General features: G+C 72.0%; 16 protein-coding genes and 1 pseudogene. 2 read left to right on the plus strand and 15 right to left on the minus strand.

All coding sequences use genetic code 11. The features are described 5' to 3' along the window. Positions 1-43 precede the first annotated feature (43 nt). A complete protein-coding gene (locus tag ACZ4SV_RS21070) occupies positions 44-1,006 on the plus strand; it encodes an RluA family pseudouridine synthase (protein WP_468005972.1) in 963 nt (320 codons plus the stop codon). A gap of 34 nt (positions 1,007-1,040) precedes the next feature. Here ACZ4SV_RS21070 and ACZ4SV_RS21075 read toward each other — a convergent pair. The 14 genes and pseudogenes from ACZ4SV_RS21075 to ACZ4SV_RS21140 form a co-directional block, all read right to left on the minus strand. After that, positions 1,041-1,259 (minus strand): annotated as a pseudogene (locus tag ACZ4SV_RS21075) (cytochrome P450); the annotation flags it as partial. 42 nt (positions 1,260-1,301) lie between these two features. After that, positions 1,302-1,922: a GTP-binding protein gene (locus ACZ4SV_RS21080; RefSeq protein ID WP_468005973.1), complete on the minus strand. Its 621-nt coding sequence runs from the start codon at positions 1,920-1,922 to the stop codon at positions 1,302-1,304. Next, a complete protein-coding gene (locus ACZ4SV_RS21085) occupies positions 1,903-2,247 on the minus strand; it encodes a DUF742 domain-containing protein (RefSeq protein ID WP_397980775.1) in 345 nt (114 codons plus the stop codon). Before ACZ4SV_RS21085 ends, ACZ4SV_RS21080 begins: the two co-directional genes overlap by 20 nt. 420 nt (positions 2,248-2,667) lie before the next feature. After that, positions 2,668-5,520: a DEAD/DEAH box helicase gene (locus ACZ4SV_RS21090; RefSeq protein WP_398215260.1), complete on the minus strand. Its 2,853-nt coding sequence runs from the start codon at positions 5,518-5,520 to the stop codon at positions 2,668-2,670. A 117-nt stretch (positions 5,521-5,637) separates the two neighbouring features. Beyond that, positions 5,638-6,582, minus strand: coding sequence for a twin-arginine translocase subunit TatC (gene tatC, locus ACZ4SV_RS21095; RefSeq protein ID WP_397937022.1), 945 nt, complete (start codon positions 6,580-6,582; stop codon positions 5,638-5,640). Between the two features lie 48 nt (positions 6,583-6,630). Then, entirely contained in the window at positions 6,631-6,915 is a 285-nt protein-coding gene (tatA, locus tag ACZ4SV_RS21100; RefSeq protein ID WP_468005974.1) for a Sec-independent protein translocase subunit TatA, read from the minus strand. Positions 6,916-7,163: 248 nt separating this feature from the next. Further along, positions 7,164-7,358, minus strand: a complete 195-nt coding sequence (locus ACZ4SV_RS21105; protein ID WP_365872604.1) for a hypothetical protein — start codon at positions 7,356-7,358, stop codon at positions 7,164-7,166. A gap of 63 nt (positions 7,359-7,421) precedes the next feature. Further along, positions 7,422-7,682 (minus strand): hypothetical protein, encoded by a 261-nt coding sequence (locus ACZ4SV_RS21110; RefSeq protein WP_361468000.1) that lies wholly within the window; start codon positions 7,680-7,682, stop codon positions 7,422-7,424. Between the two features lie 108 nt (positions 7,683-7,790). Next, positions 7,791-8,834 carry a helix-turn-helix transcriptional regulator gene (locus tag ACZ4SV_RS21115; protein WP_468005975.1) on the minus strand — a complete coding sequence of 348 codons (1,044 nt, stop codon included), beginning with the start codon at positions 8,832-8,834 and terminating at the stop codon, positions 7,791-7,793. A 13-nt stretch (positions 8,835-8,847) separates the two neighbouring features. Next, positions 8,848-9,801 carry a helix-turn-helix transcriptional regulator gene (locus ACZ4SV_RS21120; protein WP_365872608.1) on the minus strand — a complete coding sequence of 318 codons (954 nt, stop codon included), beginning with the start codon at positions 9,799-9,801 and terminating at the stop codon, positions 8,848-8,850. A 167-nt stretch (positions 9,802-9,968) separates the two neighbouring features. Beyond that, positions 9,969-10,340: an FKBP-type peptidyl-prolyl cis-trans isomerase gene (locus ACZ4SV_RS21125; protein ID WP_397937027.1), complete on the minus strand. Its 372-nt coding sequence runs from the start codon at positions 10,338-10,340 to the stop codon at positions 9,969-9,971. 81 nt (positions 10,341-10,421) lie between these two features. Continuing rightward, positions 10,422-11,426 carry an FKBP-type peptidyl-prolyl cis-trans isomerase gene (locus tag ACZ4SV_RS21130; RefSeq protein ID WP_468005976.1) on the minus strand — a complete coding sequence of 335 codons (1,005 nt, stop codon included), beginning with the start codon at positions 11,424-11,426 and terminating at the stop codon, positions 10,422-10,424. 145 nt (positions 11,427-11,571) lie between these two features. Further along, complete coding sequence (pafA, locus tag ACZ4SV_RS21135) at positions 11,572-12,933, minus strand: Pup--protein ligase (RefSeq protein ID WP_030344102.1); 1,362 nt, start codon at positions 12,931-12,933, stop codon at positions 11,572-11,574. Between the two features lie 9 nt (positions 12,934-12,942). Next, positions 12,943-14,202 (minus strand): MFS transporter, encoded by a 1,260-nt coding sequence (locus ACZ4SV_RS21140; RefSeq protein WP_468005977.1) that lies wholly within the window; start codon positions 14,200-14,202, stop codon positions 12,943-12,945. A gap of 88 nt (positions 14,203-14,290) precedes the next feature. On the opposite strand from ACZ4SV_RS21140, the gene ACZ4SV_RS21145 reads away from it, so the two are divergent. Continuing rightward, positions 14,291-15,310, plus strand: coding sequence for a LacI family DNA-binding transcriptional regulator (locus tag ACZ4SV_RS21145; RefSeq protein ID WP_397969465.1), 1,020 nt, complete (start codon positions 14,291-14,293; stop codon positions 15,308-15,310). 59 nt (positions 15,311-15,369) lie between these two features. Here the strand turns inward: ACZ4SV_RS21145 and prcA are convergent, their stop codons facing one another. Then, a complete protein-coding gene (gene prcA, locus ACZ4SV_RS21150; RefSeq protein ID WP_468005978.1) occupies positions 15,370-16,122 on the minus strand; it encodes a proteasome subunit alpha in 753 nt (250 codons plus the stop codon). Positions 16,123-16,145 lie beyond the last annotated feature (23 nt).

Raw genomic sequence — 16,145 nt, forward strand, 5'->3', positions numbered from 1 at the left:
GCGCCGCCGCCCCGTTGACCCCGCCGCCGTACCCTGGACGCCGATGAGACGCCGTACGCCGCCCCCGCCCGCCCCGCTCCCCCAACGCGACGGGGTCGATCCGGTACGGGTCCGGCTGCCCGTCGGCGGCACGTGGGCCACCGTGCGGGAGCATCTGGTGGAGCGGCTCACCGGGGCCGGTCCCGGGATGGTGGAGTCGATGTTCGCCGCGGGCCGGGTGGTCGGCGCCGACGGGCGGGCCGTGCCGCCGGACGCGCCCTACCGGCCGGGCATGTTCGTGTGGTTCCACCGCGAGCCGCCCGCCGAGGTGCCGGTGCCGTTCCCGGTGGAGGTGGTGTACCGGGACGAGCACATCGTGGTGGCCGACAAGCCGCACTTCCTGGCCACCACACCGCGCGGCAGCCATGTCGCCCAGACCGCGCTGGCCCGGCTCCGGCACGAGCTGGGCATCCCGGCGCTGACGGCGGCCCACCGCCTGGACCGGCTCACCGCGGGACTGGTGCTGTTCACGGTCCGGCCCGAGGAGCGCGGCGCCTACCAGACGCTGTTCCGGGACCGGCGGGTGCACAAGGAGTACGAGGCCGTCGCGCCGTACGATCCCGCGCTCGCCCTGCCCCGGACCGTCCGCAGCCGGATCGTGAAGGAACGCGGGGTGCCGGCCGCGCGGGAGGTGGCGGGCGAGCCGAACGCCGAGACCTACGTCGAGCTGGCCGGGCACCGGGCGGGACTGGGCCGGTACCGGCTGGTCCCGGCGACCGGCCAGACCCACCAGCTCCGGGTGCACCTGAGCGCGCTCGGTGTGCCCATCCTCGGCGACCCGCTGTATCCCGAGGTGACCGCCCCGGTGCCGGCCGGCGACTTCCGGCGACCGCTGCAACTGCTCGCGCGGCGGCTGGAGTTCACCGACCCGGTCACCGGAACGCACCACACCTTCACCAGCGGCCGCCGACTGCGCGCCTGGACCTCCCACACCGACTGGTCCGCGCCGGACCGCCCCCATAGCTGACCCCACCGGCACTCACTCCGCGCGCCACCAGCGCAGCAGCCGCCGCCACAGCCCACATCGGCACGTCGTCGTGGAGCAGGACGGGCGCCACCGGGCCGTACTGCTCGCGCAGCCGTTCGCACAGGGCGCCGAGGTCTTCGGCGTCGGGGCCGTGGAGCCGGTGCACTCCGCCGGGGCCGAGGCCGTGCGCCGGGCAGCCCGGTGGCGGGGTCAGGGGGTCTGTGCCGGTCAGGGAGGGGGTTTCGGACGTCACGGGGTCGCTCCGGAACGGATGGGTGGGCCGGTCGGCGGCGGGTCAGGTGAGGGCGCCGGACAGGGCGAGCGAGTGCAGGAAGCGGGTGAGGGTCATCAGCACGTCCTTGCCGGAGGCCCGGCGGCGCGCGTCGCACTCGACGATCGGGATCTCCGGGCCCAGGTCCAGGGCGGTGCGCAGCTCCTCGACCGGGTAGCGGGGCGCGTCCGGGAAGGAGTTGACGGCGACGACGAAGGGCACGCCGCGCTCCTCCAGCCGGCCCATCACGTCGAAGCCGGCCTCCAGGCGGCGGGTGTCGACCAGGACGACCGCGCCGAGGGCGCCTTCGAACAGGCCGTTCCACAGGAACCGGAACCGCTCCTGGCCGGGCGTGCCGAACAGGTGGAGCGCGAGTGTGTCGGTGATGCTGATGCGGCCGAAGTCCATGGCCACGGTGGTGGCCGTCTTGGTGTCGGAGCCGTAGCCGCCGTCCACGCCGATGCCGGCCTGGGTCATGGTCTCCTCGGTGGTCAGCGGTCTGATCTCGCTGACGGAGCCGACCAGGGTGGTCTTGCCGACACCGCAGCCGCCCACGATCACGATCTTCGCCGCCGCCTGGGCCGTGTGCGGCAGGTGATCCTCGGTGCGCGGGCCGGGAATCGTGTCAGAGCCGTTGAAGTCCATGCATCACCGCTTCGAGGAGTGATCGGTCGAAAGCCGCCTGGCGGACGATCGGCGCGCGCGCCTGCACCAGTTCCGCCGCGATCAGCTCGGTGATCAGGACGGTCATCGCGCTGAACGGGAGTCGGAGGCAGGCCGAGAGCTCGGCCATGGACAAGGGGGCGGCGCAGAGCCGGAGCACCGCCGCCGTCTCCGGCGAGGCGGCCGGCGGGGGCGTGGCACGGGCCACGATCAGCGTGACCAGGTCGAGTTCGGCGCGCGCGCCGTCCGCCGAGCCCGTGATCGCGTAGAGCCGCTCGGGGGCGGCGGCCGCGGCCGCCGCGGCCATCAGCGCGGTCGGCGGCAACAGCACCCGCGCAGAGGAATGTTCACGGCCGCGGGGAGGCTTCTGCACACTCACCATGGATGCCTTCTGGGACGAATCGGCTGGGTGTCGGGGGAGCTTGCGGGGGGAAGGTTCATGGAACTGTCGGGATCTACCGCATGTTCCGGAACAGACGCGCGAATTACCTCAACTCGGTGCGCCGCGGGCGAGCTTAGCCCGACCGGGCCAACCCCGTGTCACCTTCGGTAAGCACCTGAAATCGGTCCGGCGACCGCACTAGGCTCGATTCTTTTCGCACGCTGCGTCGCTGTTCGCACACATTCAGTATCGACGCATGGGCGTGCGAGTGTCACTCACCGTAACGAGTGACATAGGAAAACGAGGCCGCACCGGACAGGTGCGGCCTCGGTTCCCCGGCGCGGCTCAGCCCACGGACGAGTAGGCCACCACACCGCGCAGCAACTGGTCGACGGCCTTGCGCGCGCTCTTGGCCACGGTCGAGCCGTCCGCGGGAGCGGCCGCGGAGATCTGCCCGAGCACGTCGATGACCTGCTTGCACCACCGCACGAAGTCGCCGGCCGGCATCTCCGCCTCGCGCAGCACCTCGTCCAGACCCTTGCCGGAGGCCCACATATAGGCGGCCCAGGCGAAGCCGAGGTCGGGTTCGCGCTGGCCCACACCCTCCGCCTGCCGGATCCGGAACTCCTCCTCCAGGGCGTCCAGCCGGCCCCAGATCCGCACCATCTCGCCCAGCGCAGCCTTGGCCTTGCCGGACGGCAGCTTGGGCGCCATGGCGTCGTCGGCGGCCCGCGCCTCGTACACCAGCGCCGAGACACAGGCCGCCAGTTCGGCCGGGCCGAGTCCCTCCCAGACCCGCTCGCGCAGGCACTCGCTGGCCAGCAGGTCGAGTTCGCCGTAGAGCCGCGCGAGCCGCTTGCCGTGCTCGGTGACCTCGTCACCGCGCAGGTAGTCCAGTTCGGTCAGCAGCGCCACGATCCGGTCGAAGGTGCGCGCGATGGTGTTCGTCCGCCCCTCGATGCGCCGCTCCAACTGCGAGGTGTCCCGCATCAGCCGGTGGTAGCGCTCGGCCCAGCGGGCGTGGTCCTCACGGTCGTTGCAGCCGTGGCAGGGATGCGCCCGGATCGCCGTGCGCAGCCGCGCGATCTCCCGGTCGTCGGCGGCCTGCGACCGCTTCTTGCGCGCCCGCTCCGGCGGGATGTGCCCGGCCTTGGTGCGCAGCGCGGAGGCGAGGTCCCGGCGGGACTGCGGCGAGCGCGCGTTGAAGGTCTTGGGGATCCGCATCCGGTCCAGCGGCTCCACCGGCACCGGGAAGTCCATCGACGCCAGCCGCTTGACCTGCCGTTCGGCGGTCAGCACCAGCGGGCGCGGCCCGTCGTACTGGTCGAAGCCGCGGTGGCCGTTGGAACGGCCCGCGGGCAGCCCCGGGTCCAGGACCAGCGCGAGCCCCGCGTACTTGCCCGTGGGCACGTGGATGACATCGCCCGGCTTGAGCTTCTCCAGGGAGACGGCGGCCTCGGCCCGGCGCTGGCTGGCACCCTGCCGGGCCAGTTCGGTCTCCCGGTCCGTCAGCTCCCGGCGCAGCCGCGCGTACTCCTCGAAGTCGCCGAGGTGGCAGGTCATGGAGGCCTTGTAGCCGGCCAGGCCCTCCTCGTTGCGCTGCACCTGGCGGGAGATCCCGACGACCGACTTGTCGGCCTGGAACTGCGCGAAGGAGGTCTCCAGCAGCTCGCGCGAGCGGTGCCGGCCGAACTGCTCGACCAGGTTGACCGCCATGTTGTACGACGGCTTGAAGCTGGAGCGCAGCGGGTAGGTGCGGGTGCCCGCGAGACCGGCCAGGTGCTCGGGGCTCATGCCCCGCTGCCACAGCACCACGGCGTGGCCCTCGACGTCGATGCCCCGGCGGCCGGCACGGCCCGTCAGCTGGGTGTACTCGCCGGGCGTGATGTCGGCGTGCTGCTCGCCGTTCCACTTGACCAGCTTCTCCAGCACCACCGAGCGGGCGGGCATGTTGATGCCGAGCGCCAGGGTCTCGGTGGCGAAGACGGCCTTGACCAGACCGCGTACGAACAGCTCCTCGACGACCTCCTTGAAGGTCGGCAGCATGCCCGCGTGGTGGGCGGCGATGCCCCGCTCCAGGCCCTCCAGCCATTCGTAGTAGCCGAGGACGTGCAGGTCCTCCGAGGGGATGGCGGCGGTGCGCTCCTCGACCAGGGCGCGGACCTGCTCGCGCGCCTCCTCGTCGTTGAGCCGGAGGCCCGCGTACAGGCACTGCTGGACGGCGGCCTCACAGGCGGCGCGGCTGAAGATGAAGGTGATGGCCGGGAGCAGGCCCTCGGAGTCCAGCCGCTCGATGACCTCGGGGCGGCCCGGCGTCCAGATGCGCGAGCGCTGTCTGCGCTCGCGCTCCCGGTCGGCCTCGCGCATCGCCCGGCCGCGCCTGCGGTCCTGGTACGACGGGCGGCTGGCCTCCATACGGGCCAGCCGGGCCAGATCGGGGTTGACGGCCTTCTTGTGGCCCTCGCCCTCCTCGAACAGGTCGTACATCCGGCGCCCGGCGAGCACGTGCTGGAACAGCGGCACGGGCCGGTGCTCGGAGACGATCACCTCGGTGTCGCCGCGGACGGTGTCCAGCCAGTCACCGAACTCCTCGGCGTTGGACACGGTCGCGGAGAGCGAGACCAGGGTCACCGACTCGGGGAGGTGGATGATCACTTCCTCCCAGACGGCGCCGCGGAAGCGGTCGGAGAGGTAGTGCACCTCGTCCATGACCACGTAGCCGAGGCCGAGGAGGGTCTGCGAACCGGCGTAGAGCATGTTCCGCAGCACCTCGGTGGTCATCACGACCACCGGGGCGTCGGAGTTCACGCTGTTGTCGCCGGTGAGCAGGCCCACCTTCGCGGCGCCGTAGCGCCGGCACAGGTCGGCGTACTTCTGGTTCGACAGCGCCTTGATGGGTGTCGTGTAGAAGCACTTCCTGCCCTCCGCGAGGGCGAGGTGGACGGCGAACTCGCCCACGATCGTCTTGCCCGAGCCGGTGGGGGCGGCCACCAGCACGCCCTTCCCCGCCTCGAGTGCCTGGCAGGCCTCGATCTGGAAGGGGTCGAGGCCGAAGTCGTACATCTCGCGGAAGGAAGCGAGCGCGGTGGCCTGCTCGGCGGCCCGCCTGCGGGCTGCCGCATACCGCTCGGCCGGTGAGAGATCCTCTGTCATCGTACTTTCGAGCGTACCGGGCCGCGCTGACAACAGGACGATCATTATCCCGACGGCCGTCCCTGCGGCAGCGCGATGCCCCCGTCCAGGCAGGGGACGGGGGCATCGCGCACGGCGGCTCGGCGAGGGCCGGATCAGCCCCGGCCGGTCACGACGGTCCGGTCACGTCACGTCGTCGTAGCCGTTGACCCGCTCGGTGCTCGCCTGCTCGGGGAGCGCGCGGCTGGCCGGGACCGGCTCCACCTCGCCGATGTCCTCGGGGGTGAGATCCAGCTCGCTGGCCTCGTCGTCGCCGGGGCCTTCGGCCTCGCGGCGGGCCCGGCGCCGGTCGTTGAGCAGGGCGATGGCCACGGCCACGAAGTAGAGCGCCCAGATCGGCGCCGCCAGCGCCAGCATCGTCATCGGGTCGGGGCTGGGGGTGGCGACGGCCGCGAAGACCGTGATGCCGATGACCATGCCGCGCCACCAGCCCAGCATGCGCCGCCCCGACAGCACACCGGTGAGATTGAGCATGACCAGCAGCAACGGCATCTCGAAGGCGAGGCCGAAGACGACGATCATGCGGGTGACCAGGTCCAGCAGATCGTCCAGCGGCAGCAGGTTCTCGGCGCCGTCGGGCGTGAGGCCGATCATGACCTTGGCCGTGGTGGGCAGCACGTGGAACGCCAGGTAGCCGCCGCCGAGGAAGAGCGGGAAACCGAAGCCGACGAAGGCGTAGGCGTACTTCTTCTCGTTGCGGTGCAGGCCGGGGGCGACGAACGCCCACAGTTGGTAGAGCCAGACCGGCGCCGCGAGCACGACACCGGTCATCAGGGCCACCTTCAGGGCCAGGGTGAACGGCGCCAGCAGGCCGCTGACGGTGATGTGCGCGCAGTGGGCGCTCTCCGTCTTGGCCAGTTCCCCGAAGGACTGGCCGCAGCCGATCTCGTCGAGCATCGGCCGGGTGATGACATCGATGATGTCGCGGTAGAAGAAGGCCGCGATGATCGTGACGGCGAGGATCGCCAGGACACCCTTCGCGAGCCGGTTGCGCAGCTCACGCAAGTGATCCGCGAGCGGCATCCGCCCCTCGGGATCTCTCTCCTTTTTGCGGGCGGACTTGAGCAACCCACATCCTCATCTCGTGCAGCGGACCGGATGCCCCCGGTCCTCGCGTCAGCGCTGGGTCGTGTCCGTCGGCTCGGTGACCGGGCGGGAGCTGGTCACGTCACCGGGGGCGGCCTGGATCGTACGCTGAGCGGGTGCGGGCTCCTCGGCGGAGGGGGCGGTGTCGGCGGGCTGCTTGCCCTCCTCCTTCATCGCCTTCGCCTCGCTCTTCAGGATCCGGGCGGACTTGCCGAGCGAGCGCGCCATGTCCGGCAGCTTCTTGGAACCGAACACGAGGAGGATCACCACAACGAGGATCAGCAGGTGCCACGGCTCAAGTCCGTTGCGGAACATAAATCTTCACCTTCTCATCGAGGCGGGCATGTCCGACAGGCCGGACAGGTGTCCGAAGTCATGCTGGCTGCGATCGTAACGCCTGGGGGTGAACGCGGGACAATCCCCTGGCGTACTCCTGCTCTGCGGACCGTGCCTCGTTATCCGGGCCGCGACCAGCAGCGTACCTGGCCGCCTGGGGCGGGTGACAGAGCGAAGTGACGCAAACCGCTGATATCACCGGACACAGGGACACCGCCCGGCACGGCTCACAGGGTGTCGACGGCGCGGGCCGCGCTCACGGCCGCCCGCTCCAGGTCCTCGGCGGCCCGGTCGATGCGGCGCGCGGAGTCCGCCACCTGCTGTCCGAGGCGCCGGGCCTCCAGGAACACCCGGACGGCGAGCACCCCCAGGACGGCGAGACCCACGAAACCCATGGCTACCGCGAACATCGGCCAGAACATGACGACGAGACTAGACGGTCCGCCGGCGCCCGCCGAAATCCAGCCCGGCCCGGGGGCGGGCGGCTACACCGTGGAGTGCAGCCGCAGGGTCCGCACGCCGCCGCCGGTGAGCAGTTCCACGATCCGTTCGCCGGCCGGCTTGCGGACCGCGGCGCCGCAGTCGGGACAGGTGAAGGAGTAGAACGTCGTCCGGCTGCTGGCGCCGATGGCGAGGCGCAGCGCGCTGGCGGCGAGTTCGAAGCGGCCCCGGCAGTCCGGGCAGCCGGCCCGGAACACCACGGGGGCCACTCTCCTCATCCCCGCGAAGGCGGTGGCCGCCGTCATCTCACCCGCGCCCGGCTCCGGAGACTCGCTCACAGCCCTCGCTCCTCTTCCTCTGGTCGCAGCAGGTCGTCCGCCGCCCGGGCGGCACGGCACCGGCGCCGGCCGGCCTCACGCGGACCCCTCACCCCGGTCGCCCGGGACTGCGGGCACCGCGCCGGCCGGGGCGCCGGGGCCCTCGCCGTACGCCGCGAGGGCCGCGCGGGCCGCGCGGCGGGCGCTGTCGGCCAGCTCGGGCGGCGAGACGATCCGGCCGTCGCCGCCGAGCCGCAGCGCCAGCCGGCGCAGCGAAGTCGGGTCGGGCGTGCGCAGCGTGATGCGCAGCCCGCCGTCGGCAAGCTCCTCGGCGCTGTCGTGCGGGTAGTACTCGGCGACCCAGCGGCCGCCGGGGCCGACCTCGACCACGACCTCCGGGTCCTCCGCGGCCGGCTGCACCAGGGCCTCGGAGAGGTCGCGCAGTTCCAGCTCGGGCGGTGCGGAGGGCGCGTCGAGGACCTTGATCTCGGCGACCCGGTCGAGCCGGAAGGTGCGCCGGGCCTCGGAGCGGCGGCACCACGCCTCCACATAGGTGTGGCCCACGCTGACCAGGCGGATGGGGTCGATCTCGCGCTCGGTGACCTCGTCGCGGGCCGGGGAGTAGTACCGGATCCACAGCCGGCGGCGCTCGGAGATGGCCCGGTCGACGTCGGCGAAGACACCGCCCTCGGACTCGAAGGTCACCGACAGCCGGGCGCTGGCGCCGGCGGCCTCGCCGGCCGCGGTCTCCACCTTGGCGGTGGCCCGCAGCAGGGCCTGGCGGTCGCTCTCCCGCAGGCCGGGCAGCGTGGCCACCGCGCGGGCGGCGACCAGCAGGGCGGTGGCCTCGTCGGCGGCGAGCCGCAGCGGTTCGGCCGCCTCCTCGCCGAGCGCGGCCGGGTTGTGCCACCAGATGCGCTCGCCGTCGGTGTCGATGTCGAGCAGGTCGCCGCCGCGGAAGCTGGTGCCGCACATGGGCAGCAGATCGAGGTCGGCGACGAGTTCGTCCTCGCTGATGCCGAAGGCGCGCGCGACGTCGGCGATCCGGGCGCCGGGGCGCTCGCGGAGATAGGTCACCAGGGAGAGCATCCGCCGGGTCTGGTCGATCGCGTTGACGGTCCTGGCCGGTTTGCCTGCCACAGTCCGCTCCCCCTCAGCCCTTGGCCACGGCGCGCAGCCGGTCCACCACGTCGGCCCGCAGCTCGGCCGGCTCCACGACCACCACGTCCGGTCCGAACTCCACCAGCCAGGCGTCCAGGCCGTGCCCGTACGGGATCTCCAACTCGTCCCAGCCGTCGCCGAGTTCCCGGACCTTGGCGGCCTTCGCCCGAAGGGGGTAACCGGAGCCGGACCGCAGCCGGATCAGCGCCGAGCGGTCGGCGATCTCTCCGGCCCAGCCCGCGACGGTCTCGCGCACGGTGACGACGTCGGGCACGGGCGCGGTGAAGCCGGTGCCCCGGGAGCGGACCTTGCCGGTGATCCGGGACAGCCGGAAGACGCGTTCGGCACCCCGGTCGCGGTCGAAGCCGGCCAGGTACCAGTGGCCGCGCCAGCACTCCAGCGCCCACGGCTCGACGTGCCGGGGCTCGGGGCGGGCGGCGTTGGCCTTGCGGTAGTCGAAGAGGACCGGGCGGCGGTCGCGGCAGGCCAGCATCAGCGGTTCGAAGGCGGCCTCGTGCACCGGGATGCGCGGCTCCAGGGCGCCGTGCGCCTCGTACGGGTCGACGTCCTCGGGCAGGCCGGCGGCGCGCAGCTTCTGCAGGGCGCCGCTGGCGGCCCCGGCCAGCCTGGCCTGCTGCCAGACCTTGGCGGCGAGGCCGAGGGCGGCGGCCTCCTCGGCGTCCAGGGTGATGGGGGGCAGCCGGTTGCTGTCGCGGCGGGCGAGGTAGCCGATCTCGCCGTCGAGGTTCTCCACGGTCGCGATGACCAGGCCCAGCTCGCGCAGGTCGTCCTTGTCCCGCTCGAACATGCGGTTGAAGGAGTCGTCGGAGCCCGCTTCCAGGTAGGCCTCGATGGACTCGCGCAGCTCGCGCTTGCTGAGCGGCCGGCGCGCGCCGAGCAGACACAGCGCGAGGTTCATCAGCCGCTCGGCCTTGGCAATGGCCATCGACGCCCTTCGCCTTCCCTATGGTGCTTCCGACCGATGACCGTACCGCTCCGCGGGCCGGTGGCAAAAGCCGAGGGCCCATGCCCGCACGGGCATGGGCCCCGGATGACCGGGTCCGGCCGGACCCGGCGGGTGGCCGGGTGCGGCCGGACCGCGGCTCGGGCGGATCAGACGCCGAGGAGGTCCACCACGAAGATGAGGGTCTCGCCGGGCTTGATCGCCGGGGTCGGGCTCTGGTCGCCGTAGGCGAGGTGGGCGGGGATGGTCAGCTGGCGGCGGCCGCCGACCTTCATGCCCTGCACGCCCCGGTCCCAGCCCTGGATGACCCGGCCCTCGCCCAGCGGGAAGCGGAACGGGGTGCCGCGGTTCCAGCTGGCGTCGAACTCCTCGCCGGTGCTGAAGGCGACGCCCACGTAGTGGACGGTGACCGTCTGGCCCGCCTGCGCGACCGGTCCGTCGCCCTCCCAGATGTCCTTGATCTCAAGGTCCGCCGGGGGGTTGCCCTCAGGGAAGTCGATCTCGGGCTTCTCGATGCTCACGTCAAAAGCTCCTGCTTGTGTACGACACGAATCGCGGACAGTCTTTCATCTCCGCGGCGCTCCCACCCGCCGGGTGCGGGACTACATCGCCGCGAGGATGTCCACCGTGAACACCAGTGTGGAGCCCTTCTTGACGGCGCCGCCGCTCGGCGGGCGGTCGCCGTAGCCCAGCTCCGGCGGGATGACGAGCAGGACCCTGCTGCCCACCTTCTTGCCGGTCAGGCCCTGGGCGAGGCCCTTGACGGCCTGCTGCATCTGCTCCAGCGAGAACTGGCTGAGCCGGCCGGAGCCGTAGGTGCGCTGGAAGGTCTTGCCGCCGTCCCAGACCAGGCCCTGGAACTGGCACAGGATGGTCTGGTCGGACTTCAGCTCGGGGCCGTCACCCTCCAGGACGTACTGCGCCACCAGCTTCTTCGGCGGGTCCGTCTTGGGCACGGTGACCTCGGGCACCTCGCCGTCGGTGTTGGTGCCGACCGTCGGCAGGGCCGCGTCGCTCTGCGGGACCTTGGTGCCCTTGGCGGAGCTCTTGGAGTTGTAGGACTCGATGAGGTCGATGACGAAGACCAGGGTGTCGGTGCCCTTGATGCCCGCCTGCGGGTTGCCGCCCTTGCCGTACCCCCAGGTGGGCGGGACGGCGATCTCGATGCGGCTGCCGGTCTTCTTGCCCTGGAGGGCGTAGCGCCAGCCGTCGATGATGCTGCCCTGGGCGAGCTGCATGACCAGCGGGCGCCCGCGGTCGAAGGAGTTGTCGAAGACCTTGCCGGTGTCCCAGATCTGGCCGAGGTAGTCGGCCCGGATGAAGTCGTTCTCCGCGACCGTCCGGCCGCCGCCCGCGATCAGCGTCTTGACGGCGAGGTTCTTCGACGGATCGCCCTGCCCCTTGGCGACGGTCGGTTTCTGGCCGAACTTCGTGCCCGCCGTGACCGCCGGCAGCGGTCCGTCCACGATCTTGGGCGGGGGCGGGGAGGACGCCGAGGCCGACGGCGAGGCGCCGGAGGTGCGGGCGTCGGACGAGTCGTCACCGCATCCGGCGAGCGTGACCAGTCCTGCGGGTACGGCGGCGAGGAGGAGTGAGCGTCGGCGCACGGGAAAAGCCTCGTAATCGGTCGGTCCTGCGGGTGGCGTGCGCGCAACTCTACGACCTGATACGGGCGCCGTACGGAAAACGTACGGCGCCCGTGTGGCGTTCCGGTTCTGCCGGTGACCGGGCTCGCGGGCCGCCCGGTTCCGGTCACATTCCGGCGATCAGCTTCTCCACCCGGTCGTCCACCGAACGGAACGGGTCCTTGCACAGGACGGTGCGCTGGGCCTGGTCGTTGAGCTTGAGGTGCACCCAGTCGACCGTGAAGTCCCGGCGCTGTTCCTGGGCCCGCCGGATGAAGTCGCCGCGCAGCCGGGCCCGAGTGGTCTGCGGCGGGACCGACTTGCCCTCGAAGATCTTCAAGTCGTTGCAGATCCGGGCGGCTTGGCCCTTCTTCTCCAGCAGGTAGTACAGCCCACGGCGGCGGTGGATGTCGTGGTAGGCGAGGTCTATCTGGGCGACCCGCGGGTGCGACATCGTCATGTTGTGCTTGGCCCGGTACCGCTCGATGAGCTTGTACTTCATGACCCAGTCGATCTCGGTCTCGATGCGGTCCAGTTCCTCGTTCTCGATCGCTTCGAGCGTACGGCCCCACAGCTCCAGGACCTGCGCGACCGTGCCGGTGCGGATGCCCCGGCGGTCGCAGAAGTCCACGGCCTTGTCGAAGTACTCGCGCTGCACCTCCAGCGCGGAGGCCTCCCGGCCGCTGGCCAGGCGCACCTTGCGCCGGCCGGTGATGTCGTGGCTGACCTCGCGGATCGCCCGGATCGGGTTCTCCAGGGTGAGGTCGCGCATCACGGTGCCGGCCTCGATCATGCGCAGCACCAGGTCGGTGGCGCCGACCTTGAGCAGCATCGTCGTCTCGGACATGTTCGAATCGCCGACGATGACGTGCAGCCGGCGGTAGCGCTCGGCGTCCGCGTGGGGTTCGTCGCGGGTGTTGATGATGGGCCGGGAACGGGTCGTCGCCGAGGAGACGCCCTCCCAGATGTGCTCCGCGCGCTGGCTGACGCAGTAGACGGCGCCGCGCGGGGTCTGCAGTACCTTGCCGGCGCCGCACAGCAGCTGCCGGGTGACCAGGAAGGGGATGAGGATGTCCGCGAGCCGGGAGAACTCCCCGTGCCGCGCCACCAGGTAGTTCTCGTGGCAGCCGTAGGAGTTGCCCGCCGAGTCGGTGTTGTTCTTGAAGAGGTAGACGTCGCCCGCGATTCCCTCCTCGTGCAGGCGTCGTTCCGCGTCCACCAGGAGTCCTTCGAGAATGCGCTCGCCGGCCTTGTCGTGGGTGACCAGTTCGGTCACGTTGTCACATTCGGGGGTCGCGTATTCCGGATGTGAGCCCACGTCGAGATAGAGCCGGGCGCCGTTTCGCAGAAAGACGTTGCTGCTGCGGCCCCATGACACGACACGGCGGAAGAGGTACCGCGCCACCTCGTCAGGAGACAGGCGGCGCTGTCCCCTGAACGTGCACGTGACGCCGTACTCGTTCTCCAGCCCGAAAATGCGGCGGTCCATGAGGGAACATTACGCCCGATCCCCCGAGCTGAAACGGGGTTCGACGGCACGATTTGGATCATTTTCCGATGAAGCCGCAACGACCCCGCCGTGCGCGGGAGCTGCGAGGACCCCTCCGGTGGCCAGCAGGACCAGCAACGACACGGCTCCGGCCACGCTCGGCAGGGCGAAGCCCCACAGCGTGCCGCCGGTCTGGACCACCGGTCCGGCCAGGCCCGTTCCGACCGAGGCGCCCACGGTGAACGTGGTCACGAGCCAGGAGAACGCCTCGGTGACCGTGCCCCTCGGCGCGTGCCGGTCCACGATGATGAAGGCGCACGCGATGCAGGGCGCCAGGAAGACCCCGGAGACCACGCTGAGCAGCACCATGGGGACGGTGCCCGGCATCAGCGTGAGCGGCAGGTAGCACACCGCCAGCAGGGCCACGAGGACCCTCAGCCGCCGCTCGGGCGCACCGGCCCACCGGCGGGCGCCGTAGACGGAGCCGCCGGCCAGGGCGCCCAGGCCGAGGCCGGCCATCAGCCAGCCGTAGACCGCGTCGCCGCCGTGGGCGTCGGCGTACGACACCGCGGCGACCGTGATGGAGCCCAACGCGATGCCGACGAACAGGAAGGCGGCGAGCAGGACGAGCAGGCCGGGCGAGCGCAGGGCGCCCAGCCAGTGGGCCTCGCGGGGAGCCGAGCGCCAGGCGCGCGAGGGCGGCGAGAGGACCACGGAGAGGGCGCCGAGCACGCCCAGGACGTTCAGCACGAGCAGGGCGGCGCGCTCGTCCCACAGGGTGACGCAGAGGGTCACCAGCAGCGGGCCGGCGGTGAACATGACCTCCTGCGCGATGGCGTCCATGGCGTACGCGGTGTGCACCTGCTCCTCGCGGCGCAGCACGGAGGGCCACAGCGCGCGCAGGCCGCCCTCCAGGGGCGGGGTGAACAGGCCGGCCGCCGCGACCGCAGCGTAGGCGAGCGGCAGCGGATCGGTGCCGCGGAACGCGAACAGGGTCATGGCGAGGGCGGCGAGGACCGCGGCGGGCAACTGGACGCGCGGCTGCCCGTACAGGTCCACGAGCCGGCCCAGGACCGGCTGGCCGATGGCATTGGCGACGCCGTACACGGCCGCGAGCGCGCCGGCGAGGCTGTACGTGCCGCCCTCGGCGCGGACGAAGAGCACCAGGGCGATGGCCGCGGTCGCGTTCGGCAGCCGGCCCACCAGGGTGCCGGCGAGCAGCCGTAGCGCATGCCTCGCCTTCAGGATCTCCAGGTATCCCGTGGCCATGCCCAGCCTCCAAGTTTTACGTATAACGTCGCGCTCCATACGTACCATGTGCGCTGTTCACCCGTCCACATGAAGGAGCAGGCCCACGGTGGCACGCAGCAGCACGCGCCCGACCAGCCGGGACGTCGCCCACGCGGCCGGGGTCTCCCAGGCCGCCGTCTCCCTCGTGCTGGGCGACAAGTGGCGCGGCCGGGTGTCGCAGGCCACCGCCGAGCGGGTGCGCGAGGCCGCGCGCGAGCTGGGCTACCGGCCGAACCTCGCCGCCCGCAACCTCCGGCTGGGCCGCACCCGCACGGTGCTGCTCGTGGTGCCCGCGCTGACCACGGAGTTCTTCGCCGGCGTCTACACCGGCGCCGCCCGTGTGGCCGCCGAGCACGGCTTCGGCATGGTGCTCTACCCCTCACCCGAGGGCGTCGGCCCGGCCCGGGACCCCTTCGCCTCCGCGCAGGCCGCCCTGGACGGCGTCATCGCCTCCTCCATGGCCGCCGACGCCCTCACCGCGATCCGCGGCGAGGCGCTGCCGCTGGTCATGCTCGACAGCGACCCGGCCGGCAGCCTGGGCGCCGCGACCGTGAACCTGGACATCGCCGACGGCGTCCGCCAGGTCGCCGGGCACCTGCTGGGCCTCGGCCACCGCCGGATCCTGCATCTGGCCGCGGACGTGCCGTCCTGGACCTTCGAGATCCGCGCGGCCGAGCTGGCCGCGCGGCTGGCCGCCGTGCCCGGCACGGAGATCCGCACGGCCCGGGCCCCGATCTCCATCGAGGGGGCGCTGGCCGCCACCGAGGCCGCGCTGACCGCGCCCGGCCCCCGGCCGACGGCGGTGGTCTGCGACGACGACAAGCTGGCCGCCGGCGCCTACAAGGCGCTGCGCCGGCTCGGCCTGCGCGTGCCGGACGACGTCTCGGTCACCGGCCTGGACGACCTGGCCCTGGCCACGGCGCTCGACCCCGAGCTGACGACCGTGCGGCTGGACGCCGAGCTGTTCGGCGAGCGCGGTATGCGGGCCCTGCTGGCGGTCCTGGAGGGCCGGGAGCCGGAGAGCGGGGACATCCCGGTCCACCTCGTCGTCCGGGGCTCCACGGCCCCGCCGCGCGTGAGCGGATAAGCCGGTGCCCCGGCCGGGAACCGGCCGGGGCACCGCTGGGCCCGGTGAGCGCGGGCGGGTCACTCCTGCTCGGAGTTCTCCTCCGCGGAACTCTCCGCCTCCGTGCTCGCGCCGCCCGTCTCCAGCAGACGGTCGAGCTGGCGGCCGACGATGCGCTTGAACTTGCGCTTCTGCGGGCGCGTGCGGTCGAGTACGGCCACCTCCAGGCGCTCGGCGGGGATCTCCCGCTCGCTGCCGTTGGTGTCCCGGGACAGCGCCTGCACGGCCAGCTTCAGGGCTTCGGCGAGGCTCATCCCGTCGCGGTGGCGCTGGTCCAGGAAGCTGCTGATCTGCTCGGCGTTGCCGCCCACCGCGACCGAGCCGTGCTCGTCCACGATGGAGCCGTCGTGCGGCAGCCGGTAGATCTGGTCGCCCTCGGGGGTCTCCCCGACCTCGGCGACCACCAGTTCCACCTCGTACGGCTTCTCGGCCGCCGAGGAGAAGATCGTGCCCAGCGTCTGGGCGTAGACGTTGGCCAGGCCGCGGGCGGTGACGTCGTCCCGGTCGTAGGTGTAGCCGCGCAGGTCGGCGTAGCGGACGCCGCCGATGCGCAGGTTCTCGTACTCGTTGTACTTCCCGGCCGCCGCGAAGCCGATCCGGTCGTAGATCTCGCTGAACTTGTGCAGCGCGCGGGACGGGTTCTCGCCGACGAACACGATGCCGTCGGCGTACTGCAGCACGACCAGGCTGCGGCCGCGGGCGATGCCCTTGCGGGCGTACTCCGCGCGGTCGGCCATGGCCTGCTGGGGTGAGACATAGAACGGCGTCGACACCGGTTATCCGTCCCTTTCTGTCA

Source organism: Streptomyces sp. NPDC027672, assembly GCF_055566335.1.